The organism is Rhodopirellula halodulae (genome assembly GCF_020966775.1).
GTDB lineage: Bacteria > Planctomycetota > Planctomycetia > Pirellulales > Pirellulaceae > Rhodopirellula > Rhodopirellula halodulae.
In genome coordinates this window covers 1,330,682-1,355,310 of record NZ_JAJKFV010000029.1, presented here as the reverse complement: position 1 = coordinate 1,355,310, position 24,629 = coordinate 1,330,682, and the positions used below count along the sequence as shown (strand labels likewise).

General features: G+C 55.9%; 14 protein-coding genes and 1 pseudogene. 9 read left to right on the top strand and 6 right to left on the bottom strand.

The features are described 5' to 3' along the window. Positions 1–140: 140 nt before the first annotated feature. Positions 141–2,723 (bottom strand): O-antigen ligase family protein, encoded by a 2,583-nt coding sequence (locus tag LOC70_RS17875; RefSeq protein ID WP_230255350.1) that lies wholly within the window; start codon positions 2,721–2,723, stop codon positions 141–143. Then, positions 2,702–3,922, bottom strand: coding sequence for an MraY family glycosyltransferase (locus LOC70_RS17870; RefSeq protein ID WP_230255349.1), 1,221 nt, complete (start codon positions 3,920–3,922; stop codon positions 2,702–2,704). The genes LOC70_RS17875 and LOC70_RS17870 overlap by 22 nt, the downstream gene beginning before the upstream one ends. A 369-nt stretch (positions 3,923–4,291) precedes the next feature. On the opposite strand from LOC70_RS17870, the gene LOC70_RS17865 reads away from it, so the two are divergent. The 5 genes from LOC70_RS17865 (at position 4,292) to LOC70_RS17845 (ending at position 12,603) form a co-directional block, all read left to right on the top strand. Beyond that, on the top strand, positions 4,292–6,832 hold the full coding sequence (locus LOC70_RS17865) for a DUF1592 domain-containing protein (protein ID WP_230255348.1): 2,541 nt from the start codon (positions 4,292–4,294) through the stop codon (positions 6,830–6,832). Between the two features lie 47 nt (positions 6,833–6,879). Next, positions 6,880–8,181 (top strand): DUF1552 domain-containing protein, encoded by a 1,302-nt coding sequence (locus LOC70_RS17860; protein ID WP_230255347.1) that lies wholly within the window; start codon positions 6,880–6,882, stop codon positions 8,179–8,181. 588 nt (positions 8,182–8,769) lie between these two features. Next, positions 8,770–9,888 (top strand): DUF1559 family PulG-like putative transporter, encoded by a 1,119-nt coding sequence (locus LOC70_RS17855; RefSeq protein ID WP_230255346.1) that lies wholly within the window; start codon positions 8,770–8,772, stop codon positions 9,886–9,888. A 230-nt stretch (positions 9,889–10,118) separates the two neighbouring features. Further along, on the top strand, positions 10,119–10,601 hold the full coding sequence (locus LOC70_RS17850; protein ID WP_230255345.1) for a hypothetical protein: 483 nt from the start codon (positions 10,119–10,121) through the stop codon (positions 10,599–10,601). A gap of 724 nt (positions 10,602–11,325) precedes the next feature. Further along, positions 11,326–12,603 (top strand): DUF1559 domain-containing protein, encoded by a 1,278-nt coding sequence (locus LOC70_RS17845; protein WP_230255344.1) that lies wholly within the window; start codon positions 11,326–11,328, stop codon positions 12,601–12,603. Between the two features lie 392 nt (positions 12,604–12,995). On the opposite strand, the pseudogene LOC70_RS17840 reads toward LOC70_RS17845, so the two are convergent. The 3 genes and pseudogenes from LOC70_RS17840 to LOC70_RS17830 form a co-directional block, all read right to left on the bottom strand. After that, a pseudogene (locus LOC70_RS17840) lies at positions 12,996–13,226 on the bottom strand (ISAs1-like element ISRba7 family transposase); the annotation flags it as partial. 1,540 nt (positions 13,227–14,766) lie between these two features. Further along, positions 14,767–14,973, bottom strand: coding sequence for a hypothetical protein (locus tag LOC70_RS17835; protein WP_230255343.1), 207 nt, complete (start codon positions 14,971–14,973; stop codon positions 14,767–14,769). Between the two features lie 174 nt (positions 14,974–15,147). Further along, complete coding sequence (locus LOC70_RS17830; RefSeq protein ID WP_230255342.1) at positions 15,148–16,425, bottom strand: DUF1559 domain-containing protein; 1,278 nt, start codon at positions 16,423–16,425, stop codon at positions 15,148–15,150. Between the two features lie 987 nt (positions 16,426–17,412). Between LOC70_RS17830 and LOC70_RS17825 the strand changes: the two genes are divergently transcribed. The 4 genes from LOC70_RS17825 (at position 17,413) to LOC70_RS17810 (ending at position 23,321) form a co-directional block, all read left to right on the top strand. Then, positions 17,413–20,370, top strand: a complete 2,958-nt coding sequence (locus LOC70_RS17825; protein ID WP_230255341.1) for an FG-GAP-like repeat-containing protein — start codon at positions 17,413–17,415, stop codon at positions 20,368–20,370. 690 nt (positions 20,371–21,060) lie between these two features. Then, the gene (locus LOC70_RS17820) at positions 21,061–22,128 is read left to right on the top strand and encodes a DUF1559 domain-containing protein (protein WP_230255340.1); all 1,068 of its coding nucleotides are present in this window, start codon (positions 21,061–21,063) and stop codon (positions 22,126–22,128) included. Positions 22,129–22,290: 162 nt separating this feature from the next. Beyond that, a complete protein-coding gene (locus LOC70_RS17815) occupies positions 22,291–22,722 on the top strand; it encodes a carboxypeptidase-like regulatory domain-containing protein (protein WP_230255339.1) in 432 nt (143 codons plus the stop codon). 155 nt (positions 22,723–22,877) lie between these two features. Then, positions 22,878–23,321 carry a carboxypeptidase regulatory-like domain-containing protein gene (locus LOC70_RS17810; RefSeq protein ID WP_230255338.1) on the top strand — a complete coding sequence of 148 codons (444 nt, stop codon included), beginning with the start codon at positions 22,878–22,880 and terminating at the stop codon, positions 23,319–23,321. A 42-nt stretch (positions 23,322–23,363) separates the two neighbouring features. Here LOC70_RS17810 and LOC70_RS17805 read toward each other — a convergent pair whose 3' ends face one another. Beyond that, positions 23,364–24,605: a Glu/Leu/Phe/Val family dehydrogenase gene (locus tag LOC70_RS17805; RefSeq protein WP_230255337.1), complete on the bottom strand. Its 1,242-nt coding sequence runs from the start codon at positions 24,603–24,605 to the stop codon at positions 23,364–23,366. Positions 24,606–24,629: the final 24 nt, after the last annotated feature.

Sequence of the window (24,629 nt, the reverse complement as noted above, 5' to 3'; positions counted from 1 at the left end):
ACCACCTCCCAATGGTTCGCAGGAATCACGACTGGCGTCAATCAGACGCCCGAGGCAATCGCGAAGGAACCAGAATCGATCAAATCCCCTCGGTCGATTGCATTCGCGGGAGCCCACCGACTTCGACGGTCGAATCAGGTTCAATCCGAGAGCAGGGCTCGCATCGCCTCATCGGCAGATTTCACCTTGGGTTCAGCAATCGCGGTCCGTCCCAGTGGCTCCACCAGCAAAACAGTTTGAAGATCCAATTGGCGTGTGACGACACCCCCGGCCTTGGACAATTCCACCGCCAACTCGGCCAACCGTCGTGCTTCCTCTGCGGAATCGCCGCGAGCCTCCTCAATGACCGCCAACTGAGCCGCCATGCCCTGATGCGTCGGACTGAGTTGATGACATCGCCGATAGATCTCCGCCGCTCGATGCAAATCCGTCTGGTCGCCCGCGACCTGGAATCGATGCAGCACCATTTCGCCGATCGCTTGCAACTTGGCCGGGTCATTGCCCGCTCGCTTCACGGCTTCGGTCAACGCATCGTCTGTTGATGAACCGTCGCCACCAACACTCCTCGCAATACTCATCGGCCGTCCGCCGGCCGACGCTGCCGATCGCAGGAATTGCTGTTGCTGGACATGCAGTCGAAACATCGCCGGATCGAATGCAAACGGGTCTGCTGACATGGCTTCTTCGCACAGTCCCATCGCCGCCGGAATGCTTCCCCGCCGCAATTGAACCTGAGCCAATGTCATCAGCTCCCGAGTCTTCGCCACCGGTTCGTAAGCTGTCCACCACATCATCGCGGCCAACAGCGACATCACTGCTGGCGTGCCCCAACGCAGCAACGTAGTTGAACCACTCTTGTCGATTGCCGATTCGGATGACTCACGATTGCCACCGAGCGTTTCACCCGAAGCCACCCAGACAATCGCGGCCAACAACCAAAGAACGATTGCCATCCCCGGGACCGTCCAACCGCCGGAAAAGCTGAGATGAATCAGCCCCGCCATCCCGGCAAACGCCGCCAACCGAGCGACCTCATCCGCCGAACCGAAGACGCCAGAACGCGTCATGGGGAACCACCACAGCCATCCCACGAAACAAGCCACCGGAAACGCAATCAACTGCGCGTCAAAGTCCGGCAACACACCCAACTGGACACCGAACACCCAAACTGCCAACCACCCCAGCCCAGCACCCAAAGGAATGAACCATCGCGGCGTGATCCCTTTACCTTCAACCGCATGAGGTACGACCGAACCCAAATGATTTGGCCGATCTCCATTCCACCACCGCCACAGCAGCACCAATAGCAGCAACACCAACAACGCACCCGCCGGCCATCCAGCCGCGCCAAAGGTCTCGACCAAGAAATGGTGTGGGTCCGCGACGATCTCGTGCGACTCCGGCACGCGGAAACGGTGATAGGCCATTTGATAGTTGCCCGGCCCCGCACCCAACCACGGTGACTCGCCCAACATCCGAGAAGTTGCTTCCCAGTACTGATATCGAAATCGCACCGATTCGGGCAACTTCTGCAGCACATTGCTTCCGACCAAGAACGGCGTCCAGATCGGAAGCGAGACAATCGCCACCGTCACCGCCAACGCCACCCCCGTCACCCAACGACGCCTTAAGCTGCCTCTTGCAAATTGATCGACCAACAACAAGGCACCGATAATCCATGCCGAAAGCATGCCGGCGCGACTTTGTGTTTTCCAAAGCCCCCAAAACAGAATCGCCGAAACGAGCAGCAACCCAATCCAGTGCCAGCGCGACCAAATCGAATCCACGGCCGGCGCACTCCCGCGATCGGTATTGAACGAAGGACCATCGCCACTCGACTTCGCTTCCGCATTCTTCCACCCCAGCCGATTCGCTAGCGAGGGAAATGCCTGCGGCAAACTACGCAGCAAACTGGCCCAAACCAACACCCAGGCCACGCACAAAAACCCTGCCAACGTGTTCGCCAATGCAAACGTGGCGGTCGGTCCACCGTCTCGCAACCGATTCTCGAAGATCATTCTCGCGTTGCTGCCTTCTGGTGCGTGGATGCCCACGGCGGCCAAGACGCGATCAGGATCCGCTTGATACTCCCTCAAGGTTTGCGGAAGTGAAACATACACTTGATGCAGGGAATGAGCCGCCATCAGTGCCCCTCCTGCGACCACCAACCCCAAGCATCCCATCCACCAAACCGAAAGCGATCCCGCATCATCCCGCTTGCGAAGACAGCCCACCAGAGTCCAGCACCAAACGCCGCCGGTCACCCACACCCACCATTCGTTGCTGGCCGCCCGCCAATCACCCCCAAAGACGGACAAAGCCGCGTCGCCCAACGCTGGTACCGCAACATACCTTTGCTGCCAAGCTGCGAGCCCCACCCAAGCAACCAAACCGACCAACAAGAGCCCCGCAACGCTGACAGCCCGCGGCCTCGTTCCGATTTCACGAGAAGCAGCAACCGGACCGGATGTGCCGGCAAAGGCCCCGATCCAGTGGACGAGTGAACAAACCACGATCGTCGTCAAGCACCATCCCAGCGCGCCGCCTTGTTCCACGTCGGTTGAATCCGATGGATGGTGGCACACCCACACGGCACAAGCCGACAGCAGCACCCACGGAACACCCAACCGCAGATTTTCAAACAAAGGCGATGCGTTCACCGCCGAGTTTTGCGTGGTTGTGTTCGACGTTCGTTTGCGAGTCACGGTTTCGACCGTCGCCACTGGGTGGATTCCAGAATACCGATCAACGTCAACAGACAAAGCACGATGCCCAGCACGGCAATCGATTGCCAAACTCCCACGTGCGTCAGCAACAACGCTGCCAAACCACACGTCGCGGTGAGAAGGTGAATCGTCGACACCGCACCTGTCCGTGACAACCCGAGGTCCACTAATCGATGCGAAAGGTGACTGTGATCACCCTGGAACGGACTGCGTCCCTGCCGAATCCGAATCCAAATCACCGTGATCATGTCATAGAGCGGGACGGCCATCGCGCACAACGGCGCGAGCACCGCGTGAGGCCGACTGCCCACCCAACTTCCTTCGCCAACATCACCAGCAACCGCGTCCGAGTTCTCACCCGCGGCAAACGTGGCCATCAGCATCCCAACCGCGATCAAGAATCCGACCAGATAGCTCCCACCATCACCCATGAAGATCTTGGCAGGAGGGCGGTTGTGAAACAGAAAACCAATCAGAGCGCCCGCCACCACCAACAACAACGAAGCCACCAACAACTGAGGCCGATCGGTTCCTGGATCAGGGATCGTCATCATCACCAACGCCATCGATCCTGCGATGATGGCGGCGACGCCGGATGACAACGTGTCCATGTTGTCCAGCATGTTGAACGAATTGATCACCGCCACGATCCACACCACCGACAACAACTTGGTCAGCCAACCGGCTACTAAGAACAGCGATAACTCAATGTCCAATCCCCACACAACCGCGGCGGAGATTCCAAACTGCACGCCCAATCGCAACCCCACCGGCAACCCAAAGCGGTCGTCGAGCAAACCCAGCGTGACCAGCACCGTCCCAGCCGCAATCAACCACCAAACGTCCCCGCAGCGAGACCAAACACCGGGTGCGTGCAGCGTCGCGGCTTCCCACCATGACTCCGGAATCACCGCGGGAGAAACCAAATCTCGTAAACCACTCACCCATCCCGGAATCGACGTGGGATCCCTCAGCAAGGCGGCCGCCAGCGTGGCCAGCGTGATCGTGGACAAAATCCCCAGATAAATCCCCAGTCCACCGCCCAGCGGCGTCGGCACCGTGTGACTGCTGTGGCCACCCGGTCGATCCAAAAGCCCGAGCTGGTCAGCGAATTTACGAATGGGGAACAGAATCAACCAACTGGATACCGCCGCCATTCCCGCGGCCAGTAGCACGAGTCCAATCGTCGCCGACATGAAACCTCGCGCCAGTCAGTCAGAGAATTAAAGAAAAGCAAACCGTTGCTACGCAGAAAACGCTCATCGGTTCATGAGAACGAATTCCTTGCGATTTCCCGCCGCAAATGACCGCCGTCAGGGCTAATTTTACTCGTGCTCGTCCCCCTAAAACGCTATACTGGCGGGCTGCATCCCCGTCGCTCTCGGTCGCGGCAACAACGCCGAGGCCACCAACGCCTAGGCCACTGAACGGTTCTGGTGCCGAGAGGTTTCACGACCAATTCGCCCCAGATCAAAAAAGGCCTGCTCAACAGGCCTCAGAAACAACTGGCCTCAGAGACACGGTGATGTCCCGCCTTCCTTCCCTCCCATTTGCGTGCATTCCACATGCTTTCGCTGTTGCCCACTCGAATCGCCCATGGCGTTGCGTGGACGGCGTGCCTGTTCGGGCTCGTCTGGTTCTCCACGGCTGACGCAGCCAATCCAACCTCCGCGAACGCGTGGTCGCTGACCGACGATGCGACCCAATTTTTGCAAGATCACTGCCTGGACTGTCACGACGGTCCGGATGGCGAAGCCGGATTTGACGTCCATGCTGTGGGTACCGATTTGACATCGCCGCGCGCCATGCAGCAGTGGATCCAAATCCATGACCGAGTCTCCGCGGGTGAAATGCCGCCTCCGGAATACGAAGAACTCGACGCGGACGAGCTTTCGAAATGGACGTCACCTCTTCGGCAACATCTGGTGTCATACCAACGAGACGAACAAAGACGACTCGGTCGAGTCCGCGGTCGCCGGTTGAGCAATCAACAGCTTTCGCGAACGCTGCAAGATTTGCTCTTGGTCCACGTTCCGCTCGAAGACTTGATGCCGCCGGAACAAAGAGTCGGCGGCTACGCCCATCTTGTCAGCGCACAATCAATGTCGCATTTCCAGTTGAAGACCCACCTGAAAGTCGTCGACGCCGCGTTGGACAATGCGTTCGCGAAAGCTCTGGAACCCAGCTCCGATTGGTCGATCAATCTGGCTCCGGAAAAGATCGCAAACAAACCGAAAGGACGCCGCAACCGCGAACCTGAAATGCGAGAAGGATTGGCCGTTGTTTGGTCGTCCAACATGATCTTCTACGGACGCATCGCTTCCACCACCGTCCCGGAAGACGGCTGGTACGAAATCACGCTGACCGCATCGTCGGTGAAACCGCCCAAGGAACATGGCGTTTGGTGCAGCGTCCGCAGCGGCGAATGCAACTCGGGTGCACCGCTGATGAGCTGGATCGGTGGCTTCGAAGCCGAGGCTGATCCCAAAACGATGACCTACCAAGCTTGGCTTCCCAAAGGTCACCGCTTGGAAGTTCGTCCGGCTGACAAAACGTTGAAACAAGGCCGCTTCCAAGGCGGGCAAGTGGGATTCGGAGAAGGCGAACCACAGGATTTGCCCGGCGTCGCGATGCACTCCTTGCAAATGAAACGCATCTATCCCGCGGGCGAACGCCGACAAACGCGAGACCGACTGCTGGGTAATTTGCCGCTGCGTTACAACCGCTCGTCGAAGCAGTCCGAGATCGACGTGGATGAGTTGGTTGCGAAACGGATCCGACAAATTGAAAAGTCGGATCCAAAAGCAACACTTCCTGAGGGCGACGAAGCAACGCAAACCATTCTCCGCCAAGCATTGCGAACCAACCTTCATCGCTTCGCCCAATTGGCATTCCGGCGGCCGGTGGAACGGTCTTCCATCAAAAGCATTGTGGAGTTGGCTGATTCGGAACTGGACAATGGTGCGACATTCGTCGATGCACTTCGAGCCGGTTACCGAGCCATCCTGTGCTCGCCTCGCTTCCTTTATCTCACCGAACGATCAGACGCTTCTGGCAAACTGGACGATTGGTCGATCGCTTCGCGTTTGAGCTATTTCCTGACGGGCTCCATGCCCGATGACGAATTGCGGATGGCGGCTAAACGAGGGCAACTGCAAGACGCCACTCAACTGAAACATCAAACAGATCGCCTGCTGCAAACGCCTCGCGGCCAGCAATTTGTTGTTGATCTGGCGGACCAGTGGTTGGATTTGGTCGACATCGATTTCACCGAACCCGATCGGCGACTATTTCGCGATTTCGACACCACCGTTCAAGCCGGAATGTTGAAGGAGACGCATTTGTTCCTGCAACATTTGCTGGACCAAAACCGTCCGATCCACGAATTGGTCAGCGCCGACTACACCTTCCTGAACACGCGTTTGGCGCGGTACTACGAGTTGACTCCCACCGAGGCCGACATCGCGGACTTGGGCGACCAATCGCGTTTGGTGAAGATGGATCCATCCATCCCACGCGGTGGCATTTTGACTCATGGTGCGATTCTGAAAGTCACCGCCAACGGCAACGACACCTCGCCCGTGCTGCGTGGCATTTGGGTTTCGGAGCGAATCCTCGGAACGGAAATCCCGTCGCCTCCGGAAAACGTTCCCGCGGTTGAACCCGACATTCGTGGTGCCACCACGATTCGCGATTTGTTGGCCAAACACCAAGCCGACCCATCGTGCGCCTCGTGCCACCGAAACATCGATCCGCCAGGCTTCGCTTTGGAAAACTTTGACGCGGGCGGTCGCTGGCGTGATCGCTACATGCAAAAGCGAGGCAACAACTACAAACGTGGCCCGGCGATCGATCCGAGCTTCGAAATGCCGGATGGTTCCAAATTCGATTCCTTCGTCGAATTCCGCGACCTGATTCGCAACCGCGAGGAAACCCTGGCCAAAAATGTGGCCTCACACTTGCTCACCTACGGAACGGGCCAAACCATTCAATTCGCGGACCGCGAACGAGTGGACCAGATCGTTGCCAACACCCGGCAAGATTCGTTTGGGTTTCGTTCATTGTTGGACGAAGTGATCCAAAGCGACGTTTTTCTTTCCAAGTGATTCCTACCTGCTTGCCTCCTTTCACCTTCCCACCTGCGAGCAATCAAATGACCAGCCATAACTTGCACTCACGCGGCCCGCTGAAACGCCGCACCCTGCTTCGCGGCTCAGGCGTTGCGATGGGACTGCCGTTCCTTTCTGCGATGCGATCCTCGTTCGCGGGCCACGCCAAATCGCCCTCCACCGGTCAAGCCAAACGGTTTGTTGCCATGACCGTTGGTCTGGGGCTGCTTCCTGAAAACTTGGTTCCTGACGGCGAGGGGATGAACTACCAACCCTCGCGGTATCTGCAATCGCTGCAAGATCTTCGCGACAAAGTGACGGTGGTCTCGGGATCATCTCACCCCGGCGTGAACGGAGGCCACCGCGCGGAAGCCAGCATTTTGACCGCCACTCCGATGGGGACCTCAGGCGCCGTCAACAACACGATCTCGATTGACCAATACCTCGCCAAACACCGCGGCCACCAAACTCGCTTCCCTTCGTTGGTGCTCGGCACCGGAGGATCGACCAGTCCTTGCTACACCGAAAGCGGCGCGATGATTCCGCCGCTGACATCCCCGTCGCAATTGTTTGCTGAACTTTTCGTGGACGACTCCCCCAAAGAACGCGAACGACACGCGGATCGGGTCCGCCAAGGTCGCAGCATCATGGACATCGTCGCGGATGACGCCAAGTCACTGCAGCGCGAACTGGGGCAGGGCGACCGCGATCGATTGGACGCTTACTTCACCAGTGTTCGACAACTCGAACAACGGATGCAGCAATCACAGAAGTGGGCGGAAATGCCCAAACCCGCCGTGGAAGCGACCGCCCCGGTCGACATTCGCAACCCGAACGATTTGATCGGACGGATGAAAACGATGTGTGACGTGATTTCGTTGGCACTCGAAACGGACTCCACTCGCTACGTCACGCTTCACCTTCCCGGAGGCGGTGGCGTTGTTCCGGTGGAAGGCGTTGATGAAGGCTATCACTCGCTCAGCCACCACGGGCGAGACGAAACCAAGTTGGAACAATTGGGTTTGGTGGAAGAAGCAATGATCAGTCAGTGGGGAGAATTCCTTCGAGGACTGAGCCAGCACGGTGATGCGACTGGAAACCTTCTCGACGCCACCACGGTGTTCCTCACCAGCAATCTCGGAAACTCGTCCAATCACGACAACCGAAACATGCCCGTGTTGATCGCTGGTGGCGGTTTCCAACACGCCGGTCACCTCGCGTTCGATCGCAAAAACAACTACCCACTTCCGAACTTCTATGTCTCGCTGCTCCAGCAACACGGAATGGAAGTCGATCATTTTGCCAGCAGCACCGGGACGATGACAGGATTGGGCATCACCGGCTGATTCGCACGTTTTTTAAGAACGCTCGGACACCTTCTCGCCACGGGTCCGAGCGTCGACACCACCTCCGGCTGACCTTCCTTCGGGTCGAAACTCGCGAGGACTCGTCGGTTGAATGACGCGCCGGTTGGAGCGTTTTCGGCTCGAGCTCTGACGTCGCTTAGAATCGAAGAACCCGCGATCAACTTCGAGCTCGCTGAGTAAAGAACGGGCGAGGCAACGCCCAATCTCGAACGATCGCGTGCACTCAAAATGAGCATATCAGCTACTTTTGTGAGCACAGCAACAACAGCCAGCCACCCATTCAGAGGGCAGGATGTGAACCGCGAAGGGTTGCATCCGAAAATCGCGAGAAAGTTTCTCCAGGTCCAGTTTTAAACGCCAGTCCGTAACCAACCTCTTTGCGTTGGATAGGTCCCCCCAAAGCTTCGAGCCGCTCACACCAGCCTTTCGGCTCACCGTAATTCACAAACGCTTTGGCCCCACGATTGCGATTGCACAGCGGCTTGTCATGCGTGTCGGCTATTCCAGCAAATTCAAGTCCAGGCACGCTGACGTTCATTTGTCTCTGAGCTCTGGAACCTTCCTGAAATGCAACGCCGCCTCTCTGCCCACCCGTTCAAGCCGACCTCTTCAGCAAAAGGATTCACGCTCGTTGAACTCCTCGTTGTGATTGCCATCATCGGTGTCTTGGTTGGACTGCTGCTACCCGCCGTCCAATCCGCACGTGAAGCCGCTCGCCGAATGCAATGCTCCAACAACATGAAGCAGATCGGTTTGGCGATTCATATGTATCACGACGCCTTCAAGGCATTTCCTCCCACCGCCTATGCGATGGACGATTCGTCGTTTCAAAACCGACCTGCATCATGGCTTGTCCGTATCCTGCCGTTCATTGAACAAACAGCTGCCTATAGCAATGTGGACTTCAGCGGTGACTTCTCCAACCGTGACGGCATTAACTACAGCTGGCGTGGTCTGGATGGACTGCTTGTGCCGACCTTCAACTGTCCATCGAGTCCACTGGAGATTTTTCGACAAGACACCGCATCCGCCGGGACCATTGCCTTGGGTTCGCCAGAGACCCTCGAAACCCAAGTGGCATGTTACGCGGGTGTGGCCGGGATGTATCACTACGGCCAGGGCACCGGCAATGACGCCCAGTACACCTTGTGGAACGGACACAATGGTCGCGTTGACTACAACGGCGTCATGATTCCCGTCGACAGCAAGAACCGACGCCCACTTCGCTTCGCGTCGATCCTGGACGGAACAACCAACACAATCGCCGTTGGTGAAACGGGAATGTTCAAGACTGTGATTCAGGAAGACGGCAGCAAGCAGCAGCACGACGACCGAGTTGGTAACTGGCACGGTGGAGCTTGGTCCGGCGGCGGAGGCGATCCCAATCTTGGCTCTGCCGATGGTTACCGCATGAATGTCGCCTCCATCCGCACCGGAATCAACTTCACTCCGGTTTTCCCCACCACTCGCCACGGCACCGGTGGTGGCCCTTACTTCGGTATCGGACCTTACTGGTACGGTCGTCCCGGAATGCACTCACCATTCCGATCGGCACACGTTGGTGGTGCACAGTTCGTCCTGGCTGACGGATCCGTCCACTTTGTCAGTGAAAACATCAATTACCAAACCCTGTCCGATTTGGCTTGCCGACTCGATGGCAACATCATCGAAGACTTCCAGAACTAGTTTTCGCTGCTGAATTCTTCCCGTGCATTGCGTGCCGAGTTTGAGTGCCCGCGAGGTTTGCGAAAGCGATTCCGCGGGCACTCAACTCGGTCTCATGCCGTGGAGCAAACCTCGAGAAACAACGGCAACGCTTCCCACCCGAGGCCGTCAAACCATCGCTTCGGCACTCTGCAACCCTTCCAACCAATTCCTCTCACCAGAAACCGACTCAACGATCATCGCGACTTCCTATGAAACAACAACTACAACACCTCTGTTTTTTCTCACTGGTTGGTATCAGTGCACTGACTGCCGGTTGCTCCGGTAGCGACAAACCTGCACTCGCCCCAGTCGAGGGCACGCTAACAAAAGACGGCGTCCCATTTGTGAACGCAACTCTTGAATTCCACCCTCAGACCCATGGTGGAGTGAGCTACGGTCAAACTGATGAGACGGGGCAATTCAAACTGCATTACACGACGGGCGAACCCGGAGCCGCGATTGGCAAACACGAAGTCCTCGTCTTTGGCGGCCATGAGAAAGGCAAGACGTCCGCCTCTTCATCAGCCCTTGCCGGAAATCCAGACGAGGGCGATGCACCCACGCTCATCGGCGACCCCGATGCGGGCAAAAAGAATCGATCCGGTCGCGGTGGAGCACCGGCGGGCCCCGTGAAAATCACGGCGGACGTCGGAGACTCGGACAATCAGCTCTCGCTGACGATTCCTTCGTAACCGCCCTCCGCACAGAAGAAACACACAAACCACGCCAGCCTTCGTTTGAACTACGGTTCGAGCGAAGGCTTTTTTATCGATCGACGCAGCGTGCTTTCTTTGGCAAACATCATTCCACCCTTATGGCGAAGAGCACCTGCGATACGCCGACCGTGTTCCCGATCACCCCAATGCCCCTGTCGAAGTCGAGCGCGTGCCAATGGCCCCGACCGGCTTTCTCCAAGGGGACGACTGCTACGAGAAAGCTACCAACCAAACACTCAAAGGAGAACAAGAACCCCTTCACCAGAACAAACTGAGACACAGCAGATTCTCAGGTGAATCAATCCTCTACGCCGACCCCAAACCTAAAGACTTCGGCAACAACGTCTTTCAACTTGCCTGCCTTTTGTGCAAGCCTGCTTACCTTCAGTGCAAAAGCTAGCAATCCCACCTCTAACAGAGGAAACCGAAGCAATCCCTAGTCGAAAGCAAACGAAAAAAATGAAAACTTTTCTTAGACGATGTCGGGAAAACGCTCAGACCAACAAACCTCCTTACGGCGTAGGAATCCGCCTTAAAACACCAAGGACTACAGAGCTCTCAAGTTAGCATCCTAGTGAATGCATCGACTGGTCCCACGCTTGCGTTGCGAAGTGACTCAACAAACCAGCCCTTTCTGCCAGCTACGTCGTGGCGAAAGGTGGCTTTCTTTATTCTTCACATACGCAATAGGATTCGTTTGATGCGTCGTCCTTCCTCCTCCCGACTTCGAAGTACATCCGGCTTCACACTCGTAGAGCTCTTGGTAGTCATCGCCATCATCGGCGTCTTAGTTGGACTACTGCTCCCAGCTGTTCAAGCCGCTCGCGAAGCAGCTAGACGCATGAGCTGCTCGAACAACATGAAGCAGCTTGGTTTGGCCATGCACAACTATCACTCGACCTATAACCAACTGCCAACGCAAGGCGCTGGCACGACCCGCGAAGGCGAAGGAATCTTCAGTGGATCGCGTCAGATCAATAACGCCAGCCACTCCGCGTTCGTCGGCATGCTTCCTTTTATGGAGCAACAAGCGTTATGGGAGCAAATCAGCAATCCTATGAACATCGACATTGATGGCGTGAGTCCACCTGCCGATACAGCGCCAGCTCCTTTTCCGGCGATGGGTCCAACAACCGCCTACAATTGGAGTGGCGACGCTTACGTCCCATATATGACAGAGATCGCAACGTTCCGTTGTCCAAGCGACCCTGGAGTCAGTGGAAACCCGGGCCGTGCACGAACCAACTATGCCGTGAATCTTGGTGACACGATCAATCACTTCCAGATCAACGGTCCTTACGACAACAACTTCCGCACCAGCAGCGTCTACGGCACGATCTCGAAAGGAACAGACCGAGGAGCATTCGGACTCCGATACAGCCATAAATTCCGCGATATCATCGATGGTTTATCGAACACCATCGCTTTCGGTGAGATCGCTACTTCGCTGGGCGACCGAGATAAACGAACTCAGCCCGCACTCAATGCTGGTGGCAACACGGACGCTAGCGGAGTACCAGGGAACCCCAGCCTCTGTCTGCAATGGGTCAGTCCGGAACGGCCACAGTTTTGGTCCACCGGAGACGATGGCGGTACAGCACCTTCGCTCGAGGGCGCTGACAGCATTCACTTTCGTGGATCGTCATGGGCAACCTTCTACCCTGTTCACACTGGCTTCCTAACCATCCTTCCACCTAACCGTGAAACTTGCTGGGTGGGACACACACTGTACCCAGGTCTTTTCCCTCCAAGTAGTCAACACCCTGGTGGTTGCCACGTTGTGATGGCTGATGGGGCCGTGCGATTCATCACCGATAGCATCGAGGCTGGTGACTCAACTGCCGGTACAGTGAACTTTGTTTCATTCAGCACCGCTCGATTGACCGGCAGCCGCGCTCCAGGCAATCCGAGCCCATATGGTGTTTGGGGTGCTCTGGGGACACGGGCCAATCGAGAAGTGATCGGCGAAGAATTCTGATCCACATCGAAGCTCTTCAACCAACAAACTTCAAGACAAAGGAACAATCTTCCTGAAATGATCTCTTCAATCTCAATCCGTTGCATCGCCGTCTGTTTATTCATCTGTTCGCTTTGCATCTCACCTGGATGCTCTAGTAAGGAGAACCGTGTCGTCGAACCATCTCCGAAAGAAAAACGTGATGCAGACGAAGCGAAGGGTCCTCTGGGTCCGGCCAACATGTAGAAAATGTTGAAATACAGTTGATCGAAAACGCTTCCTCTCAAACAGGAAGCGTTTTTTGTGGTCCATCCGGGTTTATCGCAGGTAAAGATTGAGTCACGACGATCGCATCAGATAGAGTTTGGAAACAGGAGCGTTTTGTGCAAATTAACGTTCCAGCCTGCCAGTTTTCACTTTCGCTTCAAGCTGTGGTTCGAAGTGCCCTGCTTCAATAGCGACAGAATGAACCGACGAACGAGCGTGAAGTTTACCGTCGCATTGCGTGTCCGAATGCGACTGTCGTCGTGGAACACGACGTCCAGTACCTAATGCATCGACTCGATTTGCCAGTGACTGCGAACGCTGATCGCGAACTGGCCGACTTTCGAATCACCGCTCAGCAGGAAGTATCGAACCTCCACACGGTTCTTCGAGACCAAGGATCTGTTGATAGAATTCTGTTTCCTGCATCAGCGTTCTCCTTAACGGAGTATTCTACTGAACCGACAGGTTTCCCGGATGGACCCAAATGAAGCATCGAAGAACGGTTATCGAGTAGAGTTGCATCACCAAACTCCACTCTTCGCATTTTGCTAAAAACTCGCCGAGAATGATGAATCTGCTGTGAGTCAATGATGGGCGAAAACAACAAGCAATGCGATTCAAACGCTTTAGCCAGAAGAATGGTTGTCTTTTTATTCGGCCTTACCATCTAATCGTTTGTGTATACCAATTAACGACATCCGAAAGCACTGAGTTAGTATTGGCACAGACGCAAGACTATCTCAGGCTCTGCTACACCATCATCGGATTCAGGCCGCGTGATCTTCCTTTCTTGGCGACTGTTTTCGTGATCGCTTCCATCGCAGTGCCCCTGCTCGGCTGGGAGCTACAGCGACGGCGGCTCATTTCCTGCGATTCGCAGCGTAAAATTGAGGTGTGCTGGGTAGCCGTGACAACAATCGTAGCCGCTAGCAGCTGGGCAATCGACCAGACTCTAGGTAGTTCCGGTTTTTGGGTAGAACCATTCGGTTTCGGCTTTTTCGTTCTAATCGGATTCGTGATTCTTGTCAGATCGGGGACGCGGTCATGGCGAAAGAAAAAGTGCCTCGGCGTGCAGAGATTGCTCCTGACTTTCGTGATCATAGCCCTGCATTGCCTTTTGTTTTATGCATGCGTATTCGGAGCGTTGCTCATTGGAACAAGGCTCCCATTTCAGAATGCCGGTCCCGGTCTCTGGTTTTCCCCGATGTTTCTCTCAGGCGTGGTTTTCATCGGGATCATTTCTTATTTGCTGATTGTCGTTCTGATCATCTCACCTGTACGCCGCAGATACCTCGATGAGTCGCGAATAGCCCCAAGCAGTCCATCTTGACTTGCGAGTAACCACGTTTCCAGAAACTACAGCTTGCTGAAGCACTGAAGAACGGGACACTATGTGTTCTTGAAACACTACGGAATATGCAATTACCGACGGTGAATGCAAGCAATAGGATTTGTAATCTTGCTGGGGACATCCGATCTTCCCAACCTCGGCTCTGGATTGATTTCTTTCGGGGACATGGTCCCGAATGGAATCGAAGGTCAAACGGTTGGTGCGGTCCGCTTGTGCTGATCGTCACGGTCGATGTCAGCCAGGCGATCCATATCAAGATATCGTCGCGTTCCCCACTTTGTCCCCGAGACGTGCCGTAGCAGCGTATTCAACTTCGACGATTCGATGGGCTAGCGATGAGCACGGCGGTCATGCGTCTGTCGCCAGCAAGTGGTGATAATTCTCTGCTGATTCGATTTGAGAGTCGACAAGTATCCATCAGCAGGCTCATGGCGGCGTCCACGGCGAAATAGGCAAACCAAAGCCTTGCGGCAAGCACTACGGCATAGCTTGATCTGCCTGCCCCGATCAAAAAACGCATGATGCGGGCCAGGCTGGAACACCGTCCGGAAGCTGCTAACAAGTCATCAGGGAGAATACGCGGATGGTCCGCCGCCTGCTTTCTTGGATCCTGGCGCTCCGGGCGAAGATCCTGGTGGAACTCCATTCTTCTCAGCTTCGAGGCCTTTGGCGTAGAAATCCGCGTCCGGCGTGACTAACTCGCTGGTCGAACCACCGCATCCAGCGGCGAAGAGAGTCATCGTCAAAACAACAAGGTGCAAATGTTTTTTCATGGGAGTACTCTGGTGAGATAATTCAAAATGTCTGGTAAGCGACAAGCCAACTGCTTGAGAACAAAGCCAATTCAGATGGCTTGGTGAGAACGGTATGGAAGGTCATGAATGAAAAGGAGCCGCCTCGCAAACGATGGCGGCTCCTTGAACTTGATCAATCAACAAGCAAGCAAATCAAAACTCGCTGTCCAAAATCTCTTTGCTCGCACGAGTGCCGAGAGCTCCCCACAAGCCATAGGGGCTCTTCGCACCTGGACTCAGTGCACCGGTTTGGATCGACTGGTTGTCGTGGTAACCAGGGCTGTTCGAATCTTGGTTACCAGATTCGATTGAGTCGGTGATGAATCGGACCGCACCGTCTGCCATCGTCACGTGACAACCGCCTGGGTGCTGACTGCTGGCTGGCATGTTGCCGGGCTGGAACTTACTCCACCAAGCAATGCAGGTCGGGCTGTTCGGAGGAGCCTGGGTCAGGAATCCAGTGTCGGTGGAGGAGAAGTGAGCCCATGCAAAGCCGCGTCCCCAGACGTCGGATCCCCACCAGCCGCCACCGCCCATGTAACCGGGAGGCGGAGTGCCACCATCGGTACCGTCCGACCAGAAGCCGGGCCGAGTTGGACTGACGTATGCGTCACAACCGTTCGCACTATCGTAGGTCGTTGAAATATCGAGTCCGACTTGGCCTCGGACGTCGCGGTCAGCCAGCGAAGTGATGTGCTCACCGAAAGCAATCGTGTTGGAAAGACCGTCGAGGATGTCGCGGAATTTCGTCGTGATCCGTGGAACAAACGCTCCACGACCCGTCGCTCTTGAGCGGGGCGCGGTGTACGTGCTTGGACGCCAATCGTCACCGAGTTCGCCGTACATTTGCAACCAGTTGGACGAGTCACCCAGGCATGCGGAGTAGTTGCAACGTCCCATGGCTGGAAGACCTTCACCCGGATCACTTGGGCAACGGAGCGTCGAAAGCTGGGTCATCCATGGGCGATATCGATACCCCACGGAGGTCTGTTCCGGTCCGGGGCCCATCGCGGGCCACGGTGGGTTTTTGGCAACCGTTGGATTATCGACCTGATAGGTCGATGGGTTACTGATTTCTTCCCACAGTGCCTGTTGCTCGATGAACGGCGTCAATGCAACAAAGCAACTCAGCGACATCAGCGAATTCGATGAAGACGACCAGGTTTGCATGCCGTGACCGAGGTCGTTGTTCCCGGCTGTACCAGTGCCTTGTCTCGGCATCTCGTTATAAGTGCTTTGATAGTTGTGCAGCGCCAAGCCGATCTGCTTCATGTTGTTGCTGCAGCTCATACGACGAGCAGCTTCGCGGGCTGCCTGAACCGCCGGGAGCAACAGGCCAACCAACACGCCGATGATCGCGATGACCACCAACAGCTCGACCAATGTAAACCCAGGGCGTGTGTCTGACCTTGAGCTAACTGAATGTCTCATACGTAAGCCTTCTCTTTTCTACATCCGAAAATAGATTTGAAAGATGTTCACCCGGCACGCTCTGACTCGTGGCTGCCGAGCCCGACCGGATGTCGAATTCATCCGCGTCGGTTCATTGCTTTACAAGCAAAGCAATTGCGGAGCCACATGCTGACAAGCACAACATCGCTGCCGGTTGTTACTTGAGTACTGAAAGCCACAAGGGCGACTTCCGATCCACTAAGACACTCAATAGAGAAGTGCATGCCCCGGAGTTTTTCTAAGAATTTTTGACAATTGTGTCGTGCGGCCTTCATTGCCGCGAATTGCCGACCCCGCGCACGTCTCAAAATTCATCTAAACCGCATAAAACATGCACAAAATTTAAGCGTTCCGCCAAAAAGTTAGACAATCCAGCGGCACGATGGTCATCGGCCGGCCCATTCAGGTGGAAACAGAGAATAAGCTGCACGCTTTGCTCAATCATGCCACACTAGGTCACGGGGCGATCCTTCCCCCTAGCCCAACTGTTCAAATTGGACTGCCGACGCGTGTCTGCAGCCCCTGGCTCGAGCCGGACACCGGCTTCGTCCCGCGACCGAAGCACGAAACGGAGCGTCTCTCGTCCGTGGATTGCCCGAAGGTGATCTGGCCCCGAAGCACCAGCATCGCCGTTTCCGGACGAAGCGGTGATGTGGCATTTGAATCCGAACAAGTCTTCCGCGCATCTTCGGCCTGCGCTTGTTCAATGTCGTTTCAGTGATCAACGGGTTGGCGATCAGTGTGTTGGCGAGTTCGGAGATGATCGTTGTTGGCCTTATCCCTTCCGCCTCGATTCATCAATGCCGTTCTTCAAACAAATCACACTCAAACGCTGTTCAGACAAAGCAGCCCATCTTTGCTAACGTGAACGAAGGCCGTGACAGAACGACAAACCAATGGACCTTCATGTTTCCCGTGTCCGATCGAACGCTGCTTTTTTACAGGTGTCTGAATTTGCTGCGTCAAATGTCTTTGCGCCGACTTGAATCCATTCGGATGGGAATGACGCTCCTTGTGATCGTCGCCTGCATGGGAACGGGATGCCAACGCTCAAACGAACCGCCTTCCGAAGAGCAGCTTCCATTCACGAGAACGCCGTCGCTGATCGATGAGGCGAAGGAAGCGATGAATGCGGATGACACCCCGACCGCGGTACAGAGGCTCACGGAGCATCTGATTCAAGAACCTTCGGACACCGAAGCGGTCTGGCTGCTGGCACAGCTCGCAGAAGAACAGGGTGACTTGAACAAGGCACTCGAGCTGTCTGAATCCATTGCGTCCCGTGACTCTGCCTTCGTGAACGAAGCGGCCACGTTCAGTGTCGACGTTGCCTTGGAACTGAAAGATGACCACCGCTACGAATTGGCGTTGCGACGTTGGGTCGACGTCACGCGGGATAAAGCTGTGGCATACGATCGATTATGGAAACACCTTTTGCGGCACGGACGCACCATGGAGGCCGCAGCGATCGCCGATCGTCTGGTCAGCCAAGGCCAAGCCAGTCGACCACACTTGATGTCGCTGTTGTTCCGAGGGCAGTCCTACCCACAACCTCCCGAGGAAACAAATCCGAACCAGCCAGATTGGCTCGAGCAACACTTCGCACCGGGATTGGGTCGAGCGAGATTCTATTTTGACGAGGGCAAATTTGACCTCGCCCGAGATGAGCTTGAAGCCTTTCTAGCCGATGACGCGACTGCCGAGTCTTTGGACACCGCATGTGCCAACGCTCTTCTGGGAAGAACTTATGCGGAGCTTCAAGACGACGACCAATTCGTGCAGTGGTACGCGAACCATGATCCGCCGATCGAACAACACGCCGATTACTGGTCGGCCATTGGAAGTCATCATTTCAGCCATCGTGAATTTGAGTCAGCCGTCCACGCTCTGCTTGTGGCGTTGCAAATGAATCGAACGGACCTCGTCAATCACCAACGACTGAAACAATCGTTGAAAGCGATGGACCGAATCGAATGGAGCGACTCGTTCGAGGCGAGGGCAACCCTGCTCAACGAGACCCATGAACTTTCGAAAGAACTGATCGGGGAATCGCACAACATCGAGGCGTTGCGTCACATCAGTCAACACTTGCTCCAACTGGGACGACCGCTCGAATCACTGAGTTGGACTGAATCGAGTCTTTCGCCCTCCGCAACCACACAGCGTCGCCAGATCGCTCAGCAGCGCAAACGTTTAACCGGTGTTCCGGACCTGCAGCAAATGATGCGGGAGGACGCCACTCTCGGCCTGAACCCAAACGATTTCGCGATCAAGCCGATCAGCCCGTCCGCGACGTCAATTGCAAAGACAGTTACCTGGGATTCTCCCGCGAGGAAGGACCTTCAAATCGACATCCACAACGTGGCGTCGGAACTTGAACTGCATTTTCAATGGCACACTGCAGAGACAACGGATCTCTCGTCGATCGCTCTCTATGAATCGCTGGGCGGCGGAGTCGGAGTGATCGACTACGACAACGACGGTCGTCCTGATCTCTACTTCGCACAGGGATCCGGTGCCCCACCTGCTTTTCACGGGACGCGAACCAACCAACTGTTTCGCAACCTTGGCACACGTTTCGAGTCCGTTGAAACCAGCACTCAAACCAGTGATATCAGCTACTCGCAAGGGATCGCAGTGGGTGATGTCAACCAAGATGGCTGGCCCGATTTGCTGGTCGGCAACATTGGGCGGAACCGTTTGTTCCTCAACTGCGGTGACGGCACCTTCCAGGACGCGACCGAACGAATGCTCGGCCCCGCCGATCGGTTCACCTCCTCCATGGCGATTGCCGACATCACCGGTGACGCTTTGCCGGATCTGTTTGAAGTCAATTACATCCGACTGGAGCACGCCTTCGACCCACCCCAGTTCGATCGCGACGGCCGCGAACTGATGCAGGGTCCCCTGAGTCAATTGCCGCAATCGGATTGCTGGTATCGCAGCAATGGCCATGGCGCGTTCGTGGGCGAAGAGATTTCAGAATCAATTGCAGCGTCGGGAACCGGGCTCGGAGTTGTCATCACCAACATGGACGCCGAACCGGACATGGAAGTTTTCATTGGCAACGACGCGCGTCCAAACCACCTCTTTCCGACCCATGTGGGACCGTCCGCCGACGTTTCCTATCTCCGAGGAGTCGCGTGCGGACGCTTTGGAATGCCGACGGCTTGCATGGGGATCGCCACTGGAGACTTCAATCGCGACGGTCGATTCGATATCCACGTCAGCAATTTCTATGGTGAGTCCGACAATCTTTTCTTGCAGACTTCTTCGGGCGTCTTTCGCGATGCTGCCCCCAGTCATCGACTGCCAGAACGGAGCAATCTGCATGTTGGGTTTGGATCAAAGGCCATCGACGTGGATGCGGATGGCTGGCTCGACCTGGTCACGACCAACGGTCACATCTTCGACCAAAGTGAAGAAGGACAACCATTTCGACAACGCCCTCTGTTGATGAAGAACGAAAGTGACTCGTTCTCTGCGAGGACAGTTTCGTCGACGAACTACTTCGATCAACCGGTCCTTGGACGTGGGCTCGCGAAGCTCGATTGGAACAAGGATGGGCGAACGGATCTTGTCGTCACTCACTTGGACGCCCCCGCCGCGTTGCTGGACCTGGCACCGCAAACGTCAGGCAACTGGATCTGTTTGGAACTGATCGGCTGCCGCAGCGAACGAGACGCGATTGGGGCGGAGGTCAGCATTCACACGTCCCATGGGCGTCAGGTCGATTGGGTGACGGCAGGGGATGGTTACCTCTGCTCGGACGAAGCCTGCTTGTCTTTCGGAATTGCTGACTGCAAACAGATCCAGCGGGTCTCGGTGCAATGGCCAAGTGGCAACATCCAAGAGTGGGCAGACTTATCCGCGAACGAACGTTACTTGCTGATCGAGAATTGCAACGAAGCATTTCATCGCTGATCCACCGATACGACGACGCCCATTCCTCCCTATTGCCCGATGTGAGTCGCATTGATTGTGCTTTAGCGACGGAGCCATCGCTTCCCTTGTCCAACCGCAGGGCTGCATGACTTCCGCCGACCACAGGAAAGTGGGTCTCTGATTCCTTGTCGCATATCGCGGGACCGGCCTGATTCTTGCGTCACCCACAGTGCGGTTAAGGGTGTCGATCGCTACTTCCGGAATATTGCTCGCCGCTAGCGAATCACCCTCAAACTGCCAAATGCCGGAAAATCCGGGCGAATCACGTTCATCCACAAAAGCGATTCCCTGCCACCCCCGTTGCTTGGAACCGATCACAACGTGCACTCGTTTTGCGCACCATTGTCTAATTCAAGAGCACACCGATCTTCAAAACCAGTTCCACGGAGGGGAACTCGGCAAGTTCCGTGGTCTATATCGCGCCAAACAATTGAGAATTTTTTCTGAAATCTCAGTCGCTCGCTCGCGACCACTCAATGCATCTTTGGTTGCCTTTCTTCCCCTAGGCATCTCTCCAACGCTTGCCGCGTAGGATGCGACGCGGACAGCGGATGAGCCATGGTCCGTTGCTTGCGTTACCCCGAGTCAGATTCCGGGTGACTTCTTTTCGAGCACCTGCATCTTTGCAGTCACCCACCTTATTCGCACATGCAAATGGAAATGTCAGCAATGCATCGTTCTACTCCGGTTCGCAATCACCGAAGCTCTGGCTTCACCCTCGTTGAGCTCCTTGTCGTCATCGCCATCATCGGCGTGATGGTGGGGTTGCTACTTCCCGCCGTTCAAGCGGCTCGGGAAGCTGCCCGCCGAATGCAATGCAGCAACAACATGAAACAGTTGGGACTCGCCATCCACAACTACCACAGCACCTTCAAGATGTTCCCCGCGAACATCGGATCTCAAACGACCGCGGGCAGCCCATACCGCGGAGCATCGTGGTTGGTCCAAATCCTACCTCAAATGGAACAGTCGCCACTCTACGAGCGGCTGACGTTTGTTGGCACTGACTTCAGCACGCAAGACCAGGTGAACCTCAACTGGGAAGTGCTGGACCAAGCCATTGTCCCTGGTTTTAATTGCCCGTCGAACGTCTTGCCGAACTACCGTGACAACAACGCGAATGGACTGACCCAAGCCATTGGCGCCCCCGATTCCTACACAACACAAGTCGTCGACTACGTCGGCGTGGCTGGTTATTACTACACACCCGGGAAACGCCAAGGCGATGCCGGATGGCAACCAGGCAGCCGTTCGGACGGTTCACGAAACGTTTGGACGGGCTATGGCTGGATGCAAGACGCCGGAATCATTGGCATCAACAACTCCAAGTACCGAAACCCAAAATTCGCGAGCATCCTCGACGGAACCAGCCAAACCATTGCGATTGGCGAACACTCCGCTGAAATGCCACACGCCGATGGCACGCGAACAGACAGTCGTCCCAGCAGCCATGCCGGTGGTGCTTGGAATGCAGGCCCATCGCAACACGGATGGTTGGGTTGGACCGCCAACATCACCGTTCCTCGCTGGCCCATCAACAGCATCTACTCGGGCAACTACACCCAACTGTATGGCTACACGCTGCACAACGGATTCCGATCCAACCATGTTGGTGGAGCCATGTTCACGATGGGTGACGGTGCCGTGCGATTCATCACCGATAGCATCGATTTCGATGATGTCTTCATGGCGATGAATGGTCGCAACGACCGCTTCGTGTACGAGCAAGACTTCTAAACCGCTCAGCTCATCGCTGTGAATGATCGAGCCGCTGCGACAACGCGCGGCTCTTGGGCTCCCGCGGGAGCCACCTTGAGCCGCTTCACTCAAACGGCTCACAACATCAAGCATCAATACAACACCAGATCCAAAACAATTGACCTCCAGGAAAACTCTCCAATGAACGGGTTCTCGCGATTTCTTACCAGCACGGCCTCGTTGGCTGCCCTCGCATTGATGACCGGCTGCGGTTCTGATCTACCGCCGATTGGCGAAGTCTCGGGACTCGTCACCCAAGACGGAAAACCCGTCGAAGGCGTTGCAATTGAATTCGTCCCCGTCGAGGGTGGACGCCCCTCCATGGCAGTCACCGACAGCGAAGGTCGCTACAGTGCGATGTACACGGCCGACACCGATGGTGCATTGGTCGGTAAGCACAAAATCCGCTATGAAGTGAACGGTGCCGCACCTGCGATGCCGGCACCATCGGACGGTGAATTCATTCCAACCTCAAAGAAACCTGACATGGGCGGCAAGAACAAAATGGAACCCAGCGAAGTCGAGATTGTCGACGGAAGCAACGAAATCAACTTTGAGTTTATCGCTGGATGAACATCGCCTTCCGCTACTGCATCGGACTAGCTCCTGTCAGGTTGGCTCTCATCGGACAAGCTCTCTTGTTGACCCTGGGCTGCACACCGCAGCCTTCATTAACATTGGGCAAGGTAACAGGGACCGTTTTCCACAACGGGCAACCGGTCCCCAACATGTCCATTGAATTTCACCCGGTGAGTGGCGGCCGACCTTCCCTGGCGTTCACCAATCAAAGCGGGCACTTCGAGGCGATCTATCTCGCCAATGTGCCCGGGGCGAAGATTGGCGAACACACCATTCGCTATGAACTGACGCCCGGCGAAATGAAACCGGACATCACCCCCGCCGAAATGCTGCAGATCGCTCGCCCGACGCTCGCAGACGGGTCTCAACTTTCACCGACGCAGGTCACGGTGTCACAAGGTGAGAACCATTTCAAGTTTGAGTTGATCCCTGCTCCATCGCCTCCCGAAGAGAGCGAAGAACCTTTGATGGGTGAGCCTGAGATGGACGCGGAGTCTTTCATCGAGCCGGAGTCATTACCCGAGTTGGAACCACTCGATGAATACAGCTCACCGCTGCCGGTGGAGCAAATGATCCCGGGCGCACCGGAGTGAGATCATGAATGGTTCATGTCGACGACATAGTCGCCACCAAAGTTACGCCAGACCCGCAAGCTCGGATGCACGACGAACGCGACTGATGCCGATCATGTAGGCAGCGGTTCGCAAGGACACTTCGTGCTGTGCCGCCATCTGCCACACCTTTTCGAACGCCTCGTTCATGGTGTGATCCAGCTCTTGTCGGACACGGTCCAATGGCCATCGATAGTGCTGACGATTCTGCACCCATTCGAAGTAACTGACCGTCACACCGCCCGCGTTGGCCAGGATGTCCGGCAGGATTGTCACGCCGCGGTCATGAAGCGCCGCGTCCGCATCCGGATCAACGGGGCCGTTGGCAGCCTCGATGATGACACGAGCGTGGATGTCTTGTGCATTCTTCTGCGTGATCACACCGCCCAATGCCGCGGGAATCAACACTTCGACATGTTCCAGCTTGAGCAGCGCGTCCATCGGCAAATGCTCGGCATGCTCAAAGCCTTCCAACAATCCCTTCGGATGCGAAAACTTGTGACGCAACAACTCGGGAATGTTTAGGCCGTCAGCGTTGTAATAGGTGCCGGTGATGTCGGAAACGGCCACGATTGGGAACTGTGCATCGTGCAAGAACTTAGCCGCGTGAGACCCCACGTTGCCGAATCCCTGAATGGCCACGCGGGTCTTCAGTGGATCCATTCCCAAACGTTTCGACAGTTTGACTGTCAACGTTCCAACGCCGCGTCCGGTCGCTTCTTCGCGGCCTTTGGCACCGTATTCTTCCACCGGTTTGCCGGTGATCACGGCAGGATGGAACCCGTGATACTTCTCCCACTGGTTTCGAAACCAAGCCATGACTTGGTGATCGGTTCCCATGTCAGGCGCGGGAATGTCAGTGTCCGGGCCGACAATGTCGTGAATTTGATCGACGAATGCCCGCGTAAGACGCTCGATCTCACCCCGAGAAAGCTGGCTGGGATCGATCCCAATGCCGCCTTTGGCGCCGCCATAAGGCAGATCGACCACCGCGGTTTTCCAGGTCATCAAACTGGCCAGCGCCCGCGTCTCATCCAAATCGACTTCCGGATGAAAACGCAAACCACCCTTCATCGGTCCGCGGCTGTGATCGTGCTGGACACGAAAGCCGACGTAATTGGCCAATCGGCCGTCGTCCAAACGAATCGTGACTTGGACCTGAACCTCCCGTTGTGGCATCAACAAAGCCTCGCGGAGATCTGGTTCGATCTCCAATCGATCCGCGGCTTGGTCAAAGAAAATCCGCGTCGCTTCGAAAGCTTTCATGATGCCTACCAGAGATGTCAGTCA

Bases quoted from the DNA above. Each gene is read 5' to 3' on its own strand.
- LOC70_RS17845 (WP_230255344.1), top strand. From the start codon at position 11,326: ATGCGTCGTCCTTCCTCCTCCCGACTTCGAAGTACATCCGGCTTCACA.
- LOC70_RS17810 (WP_230255338.1), top strand. From the start codon at position 22,878: ATGTCCATTGAATTTCACCCGGTGAGTGGCGGCCGACCTTCCCTGGCG.
- LOC70_RS17830 (WP_230255342.1), bottom strand. From the start codon at position 16,425: ATGAGACATTCAGTTAGCTCAAGGTCAGACACACGCCCTGGGTTTACA.
- LOC70_RS17820 (WP_230255340.1), top strand. From the start codon at position 21,061: ATGCATCGTTCTACTCCGGTTCGCAATCACCGAAGCTCTGGCTTCACC.
- LOC70_RS17865 (WP_230255348.1), top strand. From the start codon at position 4,292: ATGCTTTCGCTGTTGCCCACTCGAATCGCCCATGGCGTTGCGTGGACG.
- LOC70_RS17815 (WP_230255339.1), top strand. From the start codon at position 22,291: ATGAACGGGTTCTCGCGATTTCTTACCAGCACGGCCTCGTTGGCTGCC.
- LOC70_RS17825 (WP_230255341.1), top strand. From the start codon at position 17,413: ATGTCTTTGCGCCGACTTGAATCCATTCGGATGGGAATGACGCTCCTT.
- LOC70_RS17870 (WP_230255349.1), bottom strand. From the start codon at position 3,922: ATGTCGGCGACGATTGGACTCGTGCTACTGGCCGCGGGAATGGCGGCG.
- LOC70_RS17805 (WP_230255337.1), bottom strand. From the start codon at position 24,605: ATGAAAGCTTTCGAAGCGACGCGGATTTTCTTTGACCAAGCCGCGGAT.
- LOC70_RS17855 (WP_230255346.1), top strand. From the start codon at position 8,770: ATGCAACGCCGCCTCTCTGCCCACCCGTTCAAGCCGACCTCTTCAGCA.
- LOC70_RS17860 (WP_230255347.1), top strand. From the start codon at position 6,880: ATGACCAGCCATAACTTGCACTCACGCGGCCCGCTGAAACGCCGCACC.
- LOC70_RS17835 (WP_230255343.1), bottom strand. From the start codon at position 14,973: ATGAAAAAACATTTGCACCTTGTTGTTTTGACGATGACTCTCTTCGCC.
- LOC70_RS17850 (WP_230255345.1), top strand. From the start codon at position 10,119: ATGAAACAACAACTACAACACCTCTGTTTTTTCTCACTGGTTGGTATC.